General features: G+C 48.7%; 15 protein-coding genes and 1 tRNA gene. 3 read left to right on the top strand and 13 right to left on the bottom strand.

The genetic code is table 11. The features are described 5' to 3' along the window. The 6 genes from M0R47_RS21915 to M0R47_RS08065 form a co-directional block, all read right to left on the bottom strand. Window positions 1-117 (bottom strand): transposase (locus M0R47_RS21915; protein WP_366513180.1); only part of this gene is annotated, 117 nt, incomplete at its 3' end. A 232-nt stretch (window positions 118-349) separates the two neighbouring features. Next, window positions 350-425, bottom strand: a tRNA-Lys gene (locus M0R47_RS08085). Between the two features lie 91 nt (window positions 426-516). After that, window positions 517-1,110 (bottom strand): PqiC family protein, encoded by a 594-nt coding sequence (locus M0R47_RS08080; RefSeq protein WP_292552876.1) that lies wholly within the window; start codon window positions 1,108-1,110, stop codon window positions 517-519. Window positions 1,111-1,112: 2 nt separating this feature from the next. Continuing rightward, complete coding sequence (locus M0R47_RS08075; protein WP_292552873.1) at window positions 1,113-2,696, bottom strand: MlaD family protein; 1,584 nt, start codon at window positions 2,694-2,696, stop codon at window positions 1,113-1,115. Window position 2,697: 1 nt separating this feature from the next. Further along, window positions 2,698-3,309, bottom strand: coding sequence for a paraquat-inducible protein A (locus M0R47_RS08070; RefSeq protein ID WP_292552871.1), 612 nt, complete (start codon window positions 3,307-3,309; stop codon window positions 2,698-2,700). Continuing rightward, complete coding sequence (locus M0R47_RS08065) at window positions 3,306-3,917, bottom strand: paraquat-inducible protein A (RefSeq protein WP_292552868.1); 612 nt, start codon at window positions 3,915-3,917, stop codon at window positions 3,306-3,308. The genes M0R47_RS08070 and M0R47_RS08065 overlap by 4 nt, the downstream gene beginning before the upstream one ends. Before the next feature lie 342 nt (window positions 3,918-4,259). Here M0R47_RS08065 and M0R47_RS08060 point away from each other — a divergent pair, with 342 nt between their 5' ends. After that, entirely contained in the window at window positions 4,260-5,036 is a 777-nt protein-coding gene (locus tag M0R47_RS08060) for a pentapeptide repeat-containing protein (RefSeq protein WP_292552865.1), read from the top strand. Window positions 5,037-5,089: 53 nt separating this feature from the next. On the opposite strand, the gene M0R47_RS08055 is transcribed toward M0R47_RS08060, so the two are convergent. The 4 genes from M0R47_RS08055 to M0R47_RS08040 form a co-directional block, all read right to left on the bottom strand. Next, on the bottom strand, window positions 5,090-7,099 hold the full coding sequence (locus tag M0R47_RS08055; RefSeq protein ID WP_292552864.1) for an EAL domain-containing protein: 2,010 nt from the start codon (window positions 7,097-7,099) through the stop codon (window positions 5,090-5,092). 79 nt (window positions 7,100-7,178) lie between these two features. Next, the gene (locus tag M0R47_RS08050) at window positions 7,179-9,083 is read right to left on the bottom strand and encodes a TonB-dependent receptor plug domain-containing protein (protein ID WP_292552861.1); all 1,905 of its coding nucleotides are present in this window, start codon (window positions 9,081-9,083) and stop codon (window positions 7,179-7,181) included. 24 nt (window positions 9,084-9,107) lie between these two features. Further along, window positions 9,108-10,202: a hypothetical protein gene (locus tag M0R47_RS08045; protein WP_292552859.1), complete on the bottom strand. Its 1,095-nt coding sequence runs from the start codon at window positions 10,200-10,202 to the stop codon at window positions 9,108-9,110. A gap of 50 nt (window positions 10,203-10,252) precedes the next feature. Beyond that, window positions 10,253-12,187: an LTA synthase family protein gene (locus tag M0R47_RS08040; protein ID WP_292552856.1), complete on the bottom strand. Its 1,935-nt coding sequence runs from the start codon at window positions 12,185-12,187 to the stop codon at window positions 10,253-10,255. Between the two features lie 113 nt (window positions 12,188-12,300). Here M0R47_RS08040 and fae point away from each other — a divergent pair, with 113 nt between their 5' ends. Further along, on the top strand, window positions 12,301-12,852 hold the full coding sequence (gene fae, locus M0R47_RS08035; protein ID WP_292552853.1) for a formaldehyde-activating enzyme: 552 nt from the start codon (window positions 12,301-12,303) through the stop codon (window positions 12,850-12,852). Between the two features lie 21 nt (window positions 12,853-12,873). Here the strand turns inward: fae and M0R47_RS08030 are convergent, their stop codons facing one another. Further along, window positions 12,874-13,041 carry a hypothetical protein gene (locus M0R47_RS08030; protein ID WP_292552851.1) on the bottom strand — a complete coding sequence of 56 codons (168 nt, stop codon included), beginning with the start codon at window positions 13,039-13,041 and terminating at the stop codon, window positions 12,874-12,876. Window positions 13,042-13,078: 37 nt separating this feature from the next. Between M0R47_RS08030 and M0R47_RS08025 the strand changes: the two genes are divergently transcribed. After that, complete coding sequence (locus M0R47_RS08025) at window positions 13,079-13,513, top strand: hypothetical protein (protein ID WP_292552849.1); 435 nt, start codon at window positions 13,079-13,081, stop codon at window positions 13,511-13,513. An 83-nt stretch (window positions 13,514-13,596) separates the two neighbouring features. On the opposite strand, the gene M0R47_RS08020 is transcribed toward M0R47_RS08025, so the two are convergent. Together M0R47_RS08020 and M0R47_RS08015 are read right to left on the bottom strand one after the other, a co-directional pair. Continuing rightward, entirely contained in the window at window positions 13,597-14,871 is a 1,275-nt protein-coding gene (locus M0R47_RS08020) for a hypothetical protein (protein ID WP_292552847.1), read from the bottom strand. A 10-nt stretch (window positions 14,872-14,881) separates the two neighbouring features. Then, window positions 14,882-16,123: a hypothetical protein gene (locus M0R47_RS08015; protein ID WP_292552845.1), complete on the bottom strand. Its 1,242-nt coding sequence runs from the start codon at window positions 16,121-16,123 to the stop codon at window positions 14,882-14,884. Window positions 16,124-16,143 lie beyond the last annotated feature (20 nt).

Here is a 16,143-nt window from a genome sequence, read left to right as displayed (position 1 = left end):
AACATTAATACCAAGGTCTTTGGCGACTTGGGCGATGGGTTTATCTGATTCATTCGCCAACTTAACCGCTGAGGCTCTGAATTCGGCTGTATAGGTTTTGGGTTTTTCTCGGTTCATTTGGGACCACACTCTTTTCAGGGTATTTTAAAATGTGTGTCCGGATTAGTGTAGCCACATCAAAAAGTAAAAAACTAAGCGAGAAAGACAGCGTAAGAGGTAGCGAGCAGGATAGAAACTCTGCTTCTTGCTGACTAGAACTCAGGCAAACATGAAGAATTCTTGGAAGGGCGATTTAAAATTCAGGCAATAAAAAAGGCTTAGTGAAAATCATCTAAGCCTTTGGTTTTATTGGTGGGACGTCAGGGATTCGAACCCTGGACCCATGGATTAAGAGTCCACTGCTCTACCAACTGAGCTAACATCCCAATTGTTTATTTAACAACTTTGATAATTTTAAAGTATTTCCTAACTAAATCCAAGGACAAAATACCCGAGTTTTACTTATAGCAAAAGCCTTTACTTTATTTTACCCAGTGCCGTAGATAATTCCTGACTGAATTCACTAAGAATTTTGCTGAGCGCTTTGACCGTAGACGGGTAAGAAGTATCATTTAATGGACGTTCAATTTTGCTTCGACCATTGCTTACTAAGATATGATCCTTTTCACTCATTATCGCCCAGCTGGCTTCAAAATTTACGCTTTGTTCTGGGCGAGTGTCGAATCTGATGATGTCTATTATGATGCGATAATCAACTGCTCCGTAAGCGCTCCAGGGGTAAGCACGGATCAGGTCGTTTGTTTGCAGCATCGCCAGATTATGGGTTAATACCTGTGCGATATTGTCTTTTAATGGCGATGCCCATTGATGAAACTCGGCGATTGTGACGCTGTTATCGGGCAAGCGGGTGACAATTTGCTTGCGCTCGAGCAATGTCGGGATGGTTATCGGACCTACGCCGATCTGGCGCTTTTTCTCTATTGCTGTTAAGGATGGCTGCGGCTCGCTCAGCGGTTCCAGTACATAAAAATGTGTTGGCGACGACGTGCAGGCAGAAAGCAGGATGCCTGCCGATAGGACGATGAGCCATTTTGAGAATTGTTTTGTCATAATTACTGCTCTTCTTTTTTGCCGCGAATTAGTGAGTTAGGGTTTTGCTCCAGATAGTCGGTCAACTGCTTGACCGAACTTGCCGCCTGGGTAAGTTCTTGTAGCAGCCGGTCCAGTTCATAGTGAGTGGTAGAGCCGGGTTCCAGAATACTCAGTACCTGATGCGCTGAAGTCATGGTTTTGCCGGTGGCATCGAGGGTGCCTTGAGCTGTGGTCAGCATGCCGGTTGCCGCTTTTGATGTGCCTTGTAATGATTGCAAGGTTCTGTTGGCTTCGACCGTCAAGTCTTCCAGCGGCAGTTTGGCGACTTTATCCATAATAATGTTGGCGGAATGCGTGAACTGGTCCAATGAGCTGGCGGTGGTCGGGAACTCAGGATATACGCTTTGGTTGTCGCTTAATACAATCTTGCTTTTCGGATGGAAATCAAGATCGACCAGCAGTTGTCCGGTCAGCAGGCTGCCGGTCTGTAATTGGGCGCGCAGGCCTTTATTGATCAGCCGCGTCATAACGTCCTTATTGCTGATGCTTTTGTCGTCATTGAGTTCCTTGATGCGGTCCGGTTCCAGTTCTACGGTTACCGGAATATGAATTTCAGCAGTCTTTTTGTCCAGCTCCAGGTTGATGTCGGTAACCCGGCCAATGGGGATGCCGCGTAATTGTACCGGCGCGCCTACGGTCAAGCCGCGTACCGAGCCGTTAAAATACATGACGTACTTTAAGGTGTTTTGATAAACAATCTGGTTCGATTGTTCATAGGTATCATATAGCTGGAAGACGCTGTTTTCAGGCTGGATATTTTCAACCGTGTCTTCAGGGGACGTACGAAAGGCAAGGCCGCCGCTTAATAAAGAAATCAACGGTCCGGTCCTGACCTTAAAGCCGTCGGCGCTGGCCGATAAATCCACGCCGCTGTCTATCCAGAAGCGCGTGTTTTTCCTGATAAACTGGTCATAGGGTTTGTTGATAAAAACGGTCAGACGTATCCCATTAGCATCATCGGATAAAGTGTGACTGAGCACTTCGCCGACAATGATGCCATGGAAGTTGATCGGAGTTCCAGGTCGCATTGAGCTTAGGTTGTTGGTCTCCAATGTATAGTATTTGCCTTCAGCGTTGTGTTTTAACAAGGGTGGAGAGGTCAGTCCGACAAAATGACTTTCTTTATCGCCATCGCCGGGCTTGATGGCGATATAAGGCCCTGAGAGCAGCGTGCCCAGCCCTGAAATTCCGCCCAGACCCACTTGAGGGCGCTCTACCCAAAAGCTGGTGTTTTTTTTCAAATAGCCGGCTGCAGTGCTGCTCATTTGCGCAGTGGCCACAATGGTTTTTAAATCCTCGCTGATGGAAATAGCGGTAACTTTACCGACTTCCACATTCAGGTATTTGATCTTGGTTTTATCCACTTCCAGTCCTTCTGCGGTAGGGAAGCTGATCGTAATAACGGGGCCTTTTTCACTATAGGATTTGGCGATTAACCAACCGCTGACCAGCAGGGCAATCAAGGGCAAAAGCCACACCAGCGGCAATTCGGATTTTTTGTTGATGGTCACTTCCGACACATCAGGGTCGATAAAATCATTCATTTTAATACTGATTATCCCATATTAAACGTGGATCGAAACTTTTGGCGGCGAACATGGTCAATACAACAACCGCAGCAAATGCCGTAGCAGCCGGTCCTGCGATAACCTGTGCCACACCGCCCATATCAACCAAAGACACAAGAATTGAAATCATAAAAATATCCAGCATCGACCAACGGCCTACAAAAGCGATAATGCGATACATGATAGTCCATTTCTTGGCGTGGGCTTGCCAGCGATAATGAACGTTGAGTAATAGCAGCCCGAGCCCCACTAATTTTAATAAGGGTACCAAAATACTGGCGACCAGAACCAGCATGGCTATAGGCACCATGTTGCCGTGAATTAAGGCGATAATGCCGCCGATAATGGTGTGCGGTTCGCCGACACCCAAGCGGGTTACAGTCATGATAGGGAAGATATTGGCCGGAATATACAAACAGAATGCGCTCAACAGTAAAGCGACAGTGCGTTGAAAGCTATTGGGCAGTCGTGGATGTAAACGGCCGCCGCATAATGGACAAAGTCTGTTCTTTTCTGACTTTATTGATAAGCAGCCGCAATCGTGGCAACGGATAAAGCCCTGACCCAGGGCGGTCTTTTTGGATATCATTTTCTCAATTGGCCGATTTTCCGCCAGAACAGAACCTTGTCCAGGCTGCTTGCCAGCATCCCGGTTATGATTAACAAGGCAACAAACGCGTAGAGTCCGAAACCGAATTTAAGTTCAGACGTGGAGGCAAGTTTAACGCAAGCGACAATAATTCCCAGCATATAAACTTCCAGCATTGCCCATTCATCCATATGTTGCAACCAGCGCATCCAATGCGCCAGATGCCGGTGCGGTTTTTTGAAATAAAGATGCGCGCTGATCAGCAAGGATAAAATAATGTTCAGCAATGGAAACAGAATGCTGGACAAAAATACCAGTATGGCGACGCCCCACATGTGTTCTTCAAATAACGCCACCACGCCCGACCACAACGTACCGTCCTTGGCGCCGCCCAGCATTTTGATGCCGACCAACGGCATTAGATTGGCCGGAAAAATCAAGATCAAGCCGGCAATAGATAGCGCAAAGGTGCGCTCGATGCTTTGTTTGCGGGGGCGTTGCATCAGGTATCCGCAACGGGGGCAGTGCGCCTTTTCACCCGTTACTGCCGCTGATGGATTAAGCAATAAATCACATTCGGGGCAAGCGGTGAAGTTTATGTTGTTCATGTTGTGAAAATGATGTTCATAATATAAAGGATATTATCCTCGTTGATAACGCTATTGTCAGCAATTGGTGCATTCGTTTTAGACGCTAGCGTTTGGGTGTAAGCCGCATTCCTGACATTGCCAAGTTTTAAGGACTACAGATTGAGAAGCAGCTCTACCACTGGCCCTAAAATGTCGAGCAACAGTGAAGATGTTACCTGAGCTGCAAAATTTTTGCGCGTTGTGTCGAGCCATAGCGCCAGTCAACAATTTCCATTCCCCAGTTGCAATAGCTCTGAACTGTCGATAAAGTTCTATCAATTATTTCACTTTAATTCCATGTATTCACCAGGAGGTATACGCATGAAAGTCCATTTTTACGGTCTGGGGTTATTAGCCGCATTATTTTGTCTGTCAGTATCGGCGGCCGAGTTTAGCCGGGCAACTGTGCAACAGCGGCTTGCCAAGGCTGAACAAGGTCATCCTGCACAGTTGCGGCGAAAGGATCTTACCGGCCTGGATTTATCCGGCCTGGACTTCAGGAATGCTGACCTGTGGGGTTCGGATTTACGCAATGCTAACTTTAGCCATAGCGATTTGTCCGGTCTTAACCTGGATCTAACGGTGATGTCCAAAATCAACCTTTCCGGTGCTAACTTGTCCAATGTCAGTATTTTTGGCGTCCATATGGGGGGGGCTAATTTGACTGACGCCAATCTGACCGGTAGTCGCATTATTGCCAACCTGGATCGTTCCAACCTGAGCCATGCCAACCTGACCAACGCTAATTGGGGCGTTGATATGAAGAATCAGCCGATGGGTTTAATGCGGGTCAGCTTGAACAATGTCAACTTATCGGGCGCCAATTTAACCAATGCCAACCTTAATCGCGCGTTGATGCGTCATGCCGATCTTTCCGGGAGTGTGTTGAAAAACGCGGTGTTATTTGGAGTTGACCTTTCCGGAGCCAATTTGACGGATGCTGATTTATCGGGGGCGGATTTATCGGAAAGCAAATTGGAAGATGCCGACTTCACCGGTGCTAATTTGGCAGGAACACGGTTTGGCGGCATTAAGGACAAATCAGTTTTGAAAGGATTGATCTCCAGCAAAAATCTTGAAGCGGCTATTTTTGAGTAATAGGAAGATGCGCAGCACAAAAAGGGGAGAATAGGGCAGGACTTAAGCCAGCATCATGACTGTCCGGTCGTTTCCAGGTGATTAATGGTTTTATCTAAATCATCCCCATTTTTATGTTGCGCGCTCAATAACTCAGCAAAATCTTCCGCCGGTATTGGCTTACTGGCGAAATAACCTTGGTAGGCGTCGCAACCTTTCTTTCGCAAAAAGTCTAACTGTTCTTGTGTTTCTACGCCTTCCGCCAGAACTTTAAAGCCCAGTGTATGTCCCATCGCAATAATGGTGGCCGTGATTTCCATGTCATCCTGAAGATGCGGAATGTCGTCGATAAAGCTTTTGTCGATTTTCAATACGTCTACCGGAAAGCGCTTCAGATAAGCCAACGACGAATAACCGGTGCCAAAGTCGTCAATAGCCAGCCGAATGCCCTGAGCACGCAGATTATTGAGCACTTCCACCGCTTTATCCTGGTTTTCCATTAAGCCGCTTTCAGTCAGCTCCAGTTCCAATTGCCCGGCCGGAAAACCGGTTTCGGCGAGTACCGTAGCGACCAGCTTATTAATATCGCAACGGCGAAACTGTTGCGGCGATACATTGACCGCCAGGGTGAGCGGCAAAAAACCGGCTGCTTTCCAGCGCTGGCCTTGCCGACAGGTTTCGCGCAGTACCCATTCGCCAATCGTGAGAATCAGGCCGGTTTCTTCGGCAATCGGAATAAAATGAATCGGCGGGATAAGCCCCTCGGTTGGGCTTTGCCATCGCACCAGCGCTTCGGCACCGATGATCCGGCCGTTGATCATGTCTAGCTGCGGTTGGTAAAAAACGCGCAATTCCTGCTGCTCAATGGCCCGCCGCAGGCGATTTTCCAGTGCAATACGTTTACGGACGACAGTAGTAATCTCTTCGGAGAAGTAGGCGAAGCAGCCGCGCCCGGCCTGTTTGGCCTCATACATGGCGTTATCGGCTTGGTCCATCAGGAGTTCCGGGTTATCACTGTGTTGCGGATGCAGGCTGATGCCGATACTGGCGCCGATCTTTACTTCGCGGCCCGACTCAGGGTCGTTTTCATTGGCGCTGGACAATTGAAACGGCCGGCTCAAATCGGCAACAATGTCTTCCGCTACTCGCGCGGCATCTTCCGGGTGCACAATATCTTCCAACAGCACGATAAATTCATCACCGCCCAGGCGCGCTACCGTGTCCACATCGCGGAGCCGGGTTCGGATACGCACCGCGACCTGTTGCAGCAACTCGTCGCCTGCCGCATGGCCCATACTGTCATTAACGGCTTTAAAGCGGTCCAAATCGAGCATTAACAATGCCAGTTGCTTGCCGTTGCGGCGCGCTACATCAATGCCATGCTTTAGGCGTTCCAACAACAAGCGCCGGTTAGGCAGTTGCGTTAGCGAATCCTGCGTTGCCAGTTGGTTGAGCTCGCCTTGCAACCGGGCGCTAATCAAAGTAACCATAATAAGCAGCCGGGCGGTACCGGTAAAAAACAACAATATAAAAAAGACCCTGTCCGGCTGCTCCGGGGACAATATGTAACTGCCGGTAATAGCCGGGGTCATGATAAGGGTGATCAGGCGGATGGCATGAATAACGGCTTCTGCGCCAAGAAATCCAATCAGGAGGTTGGTTTCCATGAGTAACGCAAAGCCGCGTTGACGCCGGATATCGCGAATTATGCATAAGCTTATTGCTATGATAAATACCGACATGATTATCTGCCGCGCCGATACCGATGGCCAGACTGTTGTGAACAAGCCGAGCAACACCGCAGCCGGAAGCACGAACAGAGCGAATAACCACCAATGCCGGCGCAGCCTAAAAAAAACACGGATGCCTATCCAAACGCAGATGACGCCAGCAAGAACAAGCGAGTTTGCCATGACAATGGACACAAAGTCAGGGATGACTCCCCGCAGACAGATGCCCAGAAACCCGGCAAACAATGCTATGCAGGCGGCAAGCCATTCGCGTGGCCCGTCAAGAGTAGGGTGCCGACGAACCGTTACCGCAAAAGCAATGGCGAAAACCGCATCGACAATGAGATAAGCCATCAGAATTGTTAATAAATCAAATTTCATCGATCCAAATTATTTTTTATATGCCGCCGATATATCCACGAGCTAAAGCACTCTAAAAACCGGTACGTAATCCCAAATAAACCGACGCGCCATTAAAATTAAAGTCATTAAGCTCGGGCGTGCGTTCATTGGTGATGTTTTCGCCGCGTAAATACACATCCGTTTTCGACGTTAGCTGGTATTTTAGCAGGGCATTGATGCGCGGGGCGGACTTGGCCCTGAGCGTATTGGCTACATCAAACCAGAAACCGCTACGAGCCGTTAACTCCACCCGTAATTTTAACGGTTGCAGTAATTGCACTTCATTCCAGAACACGCTCTGGTGCTCGGGCCGACCGGGTACCTGCAATTGCGTCAGCGGATTTTTAGTCGTCATATAGCTGTAATTCAAACCGCTTTCCCAGACACTCGACCAGCGGTGCTGCGACTGCATTTCCGCACCCCAGACATCCGCTTCCTGGATATTGCCCGCCCTGGTTGTGCCGGTTGTTGCATCCAACTGCATGGTGATCATTTGCCGGTAATTTTGATAATAACCGCTTAGTTTGACTTCGCTCTCGGGCAAGGGATGCCAGCGCCAGCCGATTTCGCCGCCGGCATTATGTTCGCCCTTCAACGCCGTGTTGCCGAATACAGGGTGCATGAGTTCACTAACGCCGGGCTGGCGATAGCCGGTACCGCCGTTTGCCCACACGCTCATGTTGTGGGGCAGTGCCCGGTTCGCGCCCAGCGAAAATACCTGGTGATCGCCATAAGTGTCGCCGTGATCGGAACGGGCATCGGCGCTCCATTGCCAGGCGCCGATGGCTAATTCTCCCCGAACATTGGGACTGATCACCGTCTGTGTAGCGGGCATATCCAACACCTGCTGGTGCTGGGTATTAACGCCCCACACCAGCAATGCCTGGTCCTGATTATCCGCGCTTAGCGGCAAACGATGGGTGTTTTTCCAGTCCAGCAGGTATAACTGGCTGGTAATCGTGAACGGCCTGATCGCGGTCGTTTCCATTTGCTGCCGGTCTTGCGTAAAGCCGAATTGCAGCGAACTGTTCCAATACGATGCCAGATCATATTGACCGCGCAACTGTGCAACCCAGGTTTCATCCGAGAACTTGCCCCGCTTATCGTCCACCCAGCCTAGGGTGCGCCTTGGCAACACCAAGCCGGGGCCGTCGATATCTTCGTCGGTCCGCACAAAATACAGCGAGGCATCCAGTCCGCCGCGGTTGAACTCTTTAAACCAGTTAGCCGACGCGTGGGTCATGCCGAAGTCATCGCGCTCGGAACCGTTGCGCGCTTGGCTAATACCGTTAAAAACATCGCTGCGGCCGACTACTGCCGAAAAATCTCCGGCTTGGGTAGTCAAACCGGTGCCGGTAGCGCCGCGTACCGTGTCATAACTCCCGCCTTCAATGCGCAAAAAGTTATCCTTTTCCTGCATGCGCCGGGTTTGTAAATGAATGGCGCCGCCCAGTGTTCGGCTGCCGTGGCGCTCGCCGCCCGGGCCTCGCGTTACCGTGACCCGGTCTAAAGCATCCAGCGCATAGTGACTCAATGAGTAAAACCCGGCAAAGTTACCGAATAAGGGTACGCCGTCCAAAGTCAACATTCCTTGCCCGCCGCTACCGGCGCCGCGTAAGCTGATGCCGGTCGCCATTTGCGCGCTACCCTGGTTGAGCATTAAGCCGGTCTGGCTTTTTAATACGCCATTAAGATTGGGCATCTCGGTGGCTTGTAACGCATCCCTGTCTAATTGATTACGCATGCGCGGCGCTTCAATTAATTCCGGGTAAATCCGGTCATCGTAAACGGTCATAGGGGTTAACGAAACCTTGTCGCTATCGGCTATTGCGCCGGTCGACAGGCACAGGAAAAAACCGCTCAGGGCCGCTGCCGGATATTTTTTGCCGAACAACATCGCTTGCCGACGCTTAATAGTGATAGCGGTTGAGATCATGCGTTTTCCGGCATCTAACTTAGGCTACAGCGCGTGCTGCTGCTTGCCCGCTATGAGCATGCGTGCCAGTGTGCGCAGCCCATCCGATGAAATCTCCAGGCCAAACGGCGCGCCTAATCGTTCAAGTTCGTAAAGCACATCGGTTGCCGCTATAAAAGTGATATAGCGTAAACCCTGGATGGCAGGCAATTCGTTGGCGACGGTTTTTAATACCGGCGCCAGGCGTTCCCAGGTATCGGTAAAGAATATCCGTACAGGGTCGCTGCCTGAACCATGTTCTTTTAAGCCTGCCTGAAAGGCCTCGCGGGAGTTCATTAAAATTTCCATCAGGGTTTCGCGCAGTTCCGGCGATTTTGTGTCATCCGCTGCCTGTTTAATGGCTGAACTTAAAAACGTATCCCATTCCTGCCAGGCGGCTTGCCATTGTTTCTGTTCGGCTTCGCTGAAAGCCGGAACGGGTTTTTCGACAATCCTTTTGGCCGGGGCATTGAGGTCAAGCTTGACATTAATGCCGTTATCTCCGGCATTGATGCTGCTGAATCTGAGCGACTTGAGGATCTCCTTGTATTCGGCTGCATTATCCTTGGGTAAAAAATGCGACAGCGTTTGTTCAATACTGCCGCGCGATTCGTTTAAATCGATTTTTACTGCGGCAAGCTTGGGTTCGGCAAAGCGCTTGATCAAATCCTGGAGTTTATCGATAGTCAGATGATGACCTTCGCGGTCGTAGGCAGTCGCACGGGTAATCGGAAAGCTCAGCACGGAATGCCCGGAATCGAGCGTCGGTTGCTGAAAAGTTTCCAGTACCCCGGCCCACTCCAGAACCGTCAAACATTGTCCGCCCAAGCCGGTCCCGAACCTTGCCTGAACGTCGTTTAACATCTGGACTTGGCCGTTTTTGCCGTTAATGTCGGGATTGGAAAGCCTTAAATAACTGCATCCCTGACGATCATTCCACAGCTCGGCAGTATTGCCTTTGCCGGTATACAATTGGGAAACGAGTATTTTTTTAATAAGACTGTAATCGATTTGCAACGGAATGCTGAGTTGATTGGCCATGCTGTTTCCGGCAAACAACAGCAATATGCCAAAAATGGTTATGCTAAAACTTTTATGCATGAACTTTTCTCCAGTAGATCGGGGTTATGTTATGTACGCTGCGCCAGTAATTAATGGGAACCTGTTTTTTCTCCCGCGATTGCTTGCAAAAAGGCAACTTTTGTTGGCGCAGGCTCCAGCTGTTTTTCGGGTATGTATTTGGGGCGCGTGAATTGGCGTCCCATGAATAAATCATTGCTGACTACCGATATATTCTCCAGCCAACGCGAAGATAGCTGGCAGGCTTCCGAATAGGGCGATTCTTTACACATATCCACAGCTCCGTCGGCCACTATATTAAAATGCAGGCCCGGCAACGGCCTAACTCGCATGTTGGGCAAAGGCGCCGTGTAATCCATGATGCTCGGCTCATTGAAGTTGACCAGGTCGAGCACAAGCTTGGGTACTTGATAAAGCGGCAAGCTGCCGAATTTAACCGGGCCGTGCTTACCGTCGATGATCAGCATCGGCGTACTGACATAGTCTTTGAACATGGTTGGAGAAAAATCGCTACGATTAGCCGCCAGCACACCCGATTCGACATAACCTGCAAAGTTCTCGCCCAGAAAGGGCAGGTGGTCGCCGAAAACCACGATGATGCCTTCCGGGTCGCGTTTACGCATTTCATTGATAAAGGCCATCAATTCCCGCGACTTATAATAAACCGTGTTGGCGTAAGCCGATACTTCCTCGACTTCGGACGATGAACTGACTTTATTGGGGCGGCTTTCGCTCAACGGATAATTCCAGTGTCCGAAATAGGTCACGATATAATCGAGAACCGGTTGCTTGGCATCCAGCGAACCGGATATTTTCTCCAGCACTTGGCGGTATAAAGTGCTGTCAGACATAAATTCCTGGTTCATGTCATCCTGGACAAAATCCTCTAGCGACCAGTAAGTTTGAAAACCCATGCGCTTATAAGCATTAACACGGTTCCAGAACACCGGCACATTAGGATGAGAGGCAATGGTGCGGTAGCCTTTGTCGGCAAGAATATGCGGCAAACAAGGCACATCGTTAAGGAACTGGCGTTCGAATTTGACCGCGTCCTTTACCACTGGAAACCCGCACAGCACTTCAAACTCGGAATTGGCGGTAAAGCCGCCGAACACAGGGGCCAGTGCATGCGAGTATCCGGCGCTCTTCCACAGCTCGCGAAACTCGGGCGAGAGAGGGTAAGGTTTGAACTTTGCTTTCTTCAGCACACTGGGATCCCAGAAGGATTCCAGTAACACGATATGGATGTTGCGCGGCGTAAATTCTTTGGCAACTGCCTCTTTTTTAGACTCAACGGGAATTGCGGTAGCCGGCATTGAATCGGCGCGACGGGCCGCCAGCAAGTCGTCGGCCGCTTCCTGGGCTCTATCGCCATCGGGAATGACTTCGGCGGCGGCAAAATGTCGGGCGCTCTCCAATAGCGTATAAAGCGTCGCGCCGCGCCATACATAATTGGAACGTTGATCCCATACCGAGTTGCCAAAGTAACCGTCCAGAGGCTCCAGCAGGGTAGCAGGTTTATAAACTACAGTGATGCCGAGCAAGATGACAACCAGGCTGGCCAGGTAAGCGCTCCAATGGCGCATGGTGAAATTGAACAGCAATAAACTGGCAATGGCGGCCAGCGGTATGGCGGCCGCAAAAAAACGCCAGCCGTCGAGTATTAAAAGCAGCGATTGCAGTGCAAAAACATCATCCGGCATGATCGGGCCGCCAAAAAATGATATTTTTACCGCGTTGCCCACATACAGCAGCCCCATTAGTAACGCATGGATCACCAGAAATATCCAAACCCGCTTCGATAAGGCATAAAGCACGTAAGCGATAACCAGTTGCAGCAGGTAATCGTAAGGTATTGATGGCGTTAATATTTGCACATCAAATTTAAAAGTGCTGATCAGGTAATACAGCGCATAAAGCAGCGTTGTAGAAAGTAGCGGTAATAGCTTTAGGCGCATTGAATTAAAGGTGAGAATCTGTTCGGGTAAATGGAATAATTTTAGCATAGAAAACAGCCCACCCCGCTCAATGGCGAACAGCCGCTCTTCGCTTTGAACCTTGCGCCGTTCACTTCATCCATCATAGAATGCCGCTTTTTTATTCATTTTGGGGTTATGTCATGTCAGATACAATTTGGTTCAGGACCGGCGAAGCGACAGTATTTTCCAGCGACGGTCAAGGCACCGATGCGATGCCGGAAATATTGATAGGCAGCGTGAGAGGTCCCGCCGGCAATGCTTTTGCCACCCTGATGGGCCAAACCGAAGGACATACCCGTATGTTCGCCATTCGGGCCTGTAACCAGCAAGTGAAGCCTGCGACCATCATGGTTCCCAAGGTCACCATCAAATCCACCGATTACGTCAATCTGTTTGGCGGTCCTGTGCAGTCAGCGGTAGCGGATGCGGTTCTGGACAGCGTTATCGAGGGCGTTATTCCTGCCGATCAAGCTAATGATCTGTGTATTATCGCGATGCTTTGGATTGCCCCTGAATGCGCCACCAACCCCGACCTGGATCGTAAAGACTTATATCGCACTAATTACGAAGCAATGAAACTGGCGATCTCCCGCGCGATGAGTAATTCACCCAGCATTGAAGAGCTAATTGCTAACCGGCATAAAATTGTCCATGAAATGTATGATCCTGAAACCGGCGAGTCCCAGTGGTAGCAATATTCTAGTCGGATTAAGTTAAGCTGTAGTGGGTAGAGATGGCTTATCGTCGCTACTCACACGGAACTTGGCTTTTGGCAGTGGATATACCCCGGCTGCTTTTGCAAACCTGTTGCGCTTTTTCTTAAGGACAAAAATTTTCACCATGCGTTTATTAATCAAATACCTTTCGCTTTGCTGGTTCATAAATAACCCTGCCGACTTAGTTCCTCCGAAATCTTTTATGTGGAAAACGGTGGTGTTTTATCTGGTTTCAGGATGCATTGTCGAGGGCTTGATTGCCGATCCTGCCGATGGTTCTCTGGAAGTTTTTCTGAGAACCATCATGGCATTTTCATCTATCGCCACGTTATTGCTGATTATCAGAAAATGGCAATATTTTAATCAGTTGTTCACGGCTATTTTTGTCTGCGAAAACTTTATTATGACCTTGGCAATTGCCGCCGAAGCGCTGGATTTTATAATGGTGATGAACAAGGAAGAATACCGGGAAGAAATATCGATCAGCCTGGCCGTATTATTGGTTGGCTGGTATTTGGCGATCGTCAGTTACATCTTGCGGCAGATGTTCTCATACAGAATGACCGTCAGCATCATCATGGCGTTCAGCTATTTTATTTTGACTTACGGCATTCCGATGCTGGTGATGGATATATAAAGTACCTGCCTGGGATCACTGTAAATTGGAACGCTTGGGGGCCTTGCGCAGGATGGGGTTCATTGCGACCTCCCCATCCTTAGCTAAGGCTTGATGTTACCGGCCTTCTTTTTTGCTTCCGTTACCGCTAATTGTAAATCCAGGTGCTGTTTTTCAAGAGCCAATAACTCGATTTCGTTGCGAAGATAAAGATCGGATTCTCTTCTTTTGTTGTAGCTTGCTTGCTGCATTTCCATACGCTGCTGTTCACGACGTTTTTGGTTCTCGGCGTCGGTATCAAACGCCAGCTGTTTTTGACGCTGCTCCAGAGCTATTTGCTGGGCATGGGCTTTATCCTTGGCTTCTCTCCATCTGGCTTGCTGGTGCTCATATTTAGCAATATCGGCTTCCAGTTCCTTTTCTTTTAACCTGGCTTGATGCGCCAATGATTCGGTGTGAGTTTTTTGTTCTGCAAGTCTCAGGCTGGCTTCGTGTTTTTGCTGCTCCTGAAGTTCCGCTTCCAGCGTTATCTCCTTAAGGCTATTGGCATGGTTAATTTTTTCGATATGGATCCGCCTTTCAATTTCAAACTGTTCGAGTAGTTGTTTTTCCCTTTCTTCCAGCAACAGCTTTTTGTTTAAAGCTTCCTGAGCTTGCTTCAAACGCTCCAGCTCGGCATCGCGATTGAATTGATCAAGTTGCTTCTGCTTGTGTTCCAGCTTCTGCTGTTCAACTTCTTGTTCCTGACGAAACAATTCCTTCCTTTTCGTATCATTAAACTCAAAACTTCTTTTAAGAACGGATAAATAAACGCTCTCCTGGGCCAGTTGCACATCGGGGAATTCTTTAAAGGAAGGTTTTAATGAGCATAATGTTTGCGATTGGATATTTTGCAAAACCAGCATTTCACTCACTGCCAGGGAAATTCTAGCTTCAATATCGGCTACGCCTTTTTGCACCCAGGCACCATCCGATAAACTCAGCAGCTCCTTATCGATCAGATTGATCAGCAAGTCTTCATAGGTGGCTTTTATGTGCGCATTAATGCCGGACAAGATGTCCATATTGGCAAGTGCATACTTCAGTGTGGCCTGAAAGCGAATGTCCAGCGTTACATCAATTGTACAAAAACCATCGTAGAGGCTGATTTGCTGGGTGATGAGCCAGTTTTCGACCGGCAACGCATAAACATGGTGATAAAAGCGTTTAACAAAGCCTTCGGGACGTAAAAATAATCTCCAATAAGGCCCGATTTTGGTATGGACAAGCTGGCGATCAGCGTCAAAAACGACTTCCCATGCCTCTGGGCTGGCAAGATCGTCGTTTACCAAGGTACCTTCGGCCAACCATTTATCGATTTCAGTTCTGGAGCTATTCATCAGCATCTACTTATCTGGCAATAGGGGACTCGGCTTTTAATCTGTTAACCTTATCGCTCATTTTCTCAGCAATCAAGGGATAAAGATTAGGGGCGAATTCTACGGTTTTATCATCGATTTTTCTTAGAAAACCGCGACTTAACAATAAGCCTACGGCAAACATCCTGGACCAGTCGGAATAACGTTTTGCCCGCTCTATTTCGGTTTTCTCGATAGTCATTTCGAGTTCGTTATTTTTATTGATTCGAAACTCGGTAAACTGCCTTAAGCATTCAAAAACCAGGTTTTCTTCCTCGGCGGTCAATGGACCGGGGGCCGTAAATTCAAGACGGTATGACAGCAGCACGGTGAAAAATTCAACCATGCCCGCACAAATAAAAGCGAACAGCGAAAAATCGGACCACATGGCGACCGAAGGCTGGACAGGGGCTTTAAACTGGTTGTAGGTCATTAATAACGGCGCTTCCGGCAAGGATTGGCTGATATTGCCGGAGAGCAGATTGATCTTCAGCTGGACATTCTGGAAGTTCTCCAGCATCAATGAATAAGCGCTTTCAATATTGGTTGCGATATCCAGCGCATTGATGCTGACTTGCAGTTTTTGGATATCCTTGTCCAATTCAGAAAAATCATGATCGAATTTGGCCTGTTGTTCTTTTTTCTCCAGATAAATCTGGTTGTAATGTTTCCAAAAAGGGCCTTCGCCGACTTGCTTCTTATAGCCTTCAGCAATTTGCGCATGGGTTCCAAAATACGCCTGCTGTACATCAAGCGTCGCTTTTTCCAGGTCGGTGCGCTGTTGTTTTAAAACATCGCCTTTGACGATCAGGACGCGGTCTAAATAGGATTTTGTGTCGGTTCTGATTTGATTTAAACGGTTAATGTGCAGATTATCCTGTTGGGAAATCTCATAAAACTTGAAATAAGAGAAGGAAACCGAGGCGGTTAGCGCAACTAACAAGGAGCACAGCACGGAGAAATAGCGGATGCGGTTGGCTCGCCAATGCATCCCGGCAATTTCCAGCGAGCAAATCACGATAATGGATTGGACCGCAATAGTAATGATCAGTGCAATCCATGAGGTAATGAAATGAGATAAGCCGTAGTAGGTGGTGAAGCCTGATGCGACGCTCAACATCAATACAATGGGGATGGTCCATACCCTTAACAAACCGACAAATAAGGTCTGGATACTATTAATCAAATAGCCCACACCTGAAGCTCTTATTTTTGAGAATTCGGAATTTTTCATTTTAGGGTTATGGACTTCGG

Source organism: Methylobacter sp. (assembly GCF_023227905.1).
Lineage (GTDB): Bacteria > Pseudomonadota > Gammaproteobacteria > Methylococcales > Methylomonadaceae > Methylobacter_A.
Note: the sequence above shows the minus strand (reverse complement) of the source record. Positions and strands in the feature narration are given on the sequence as shown.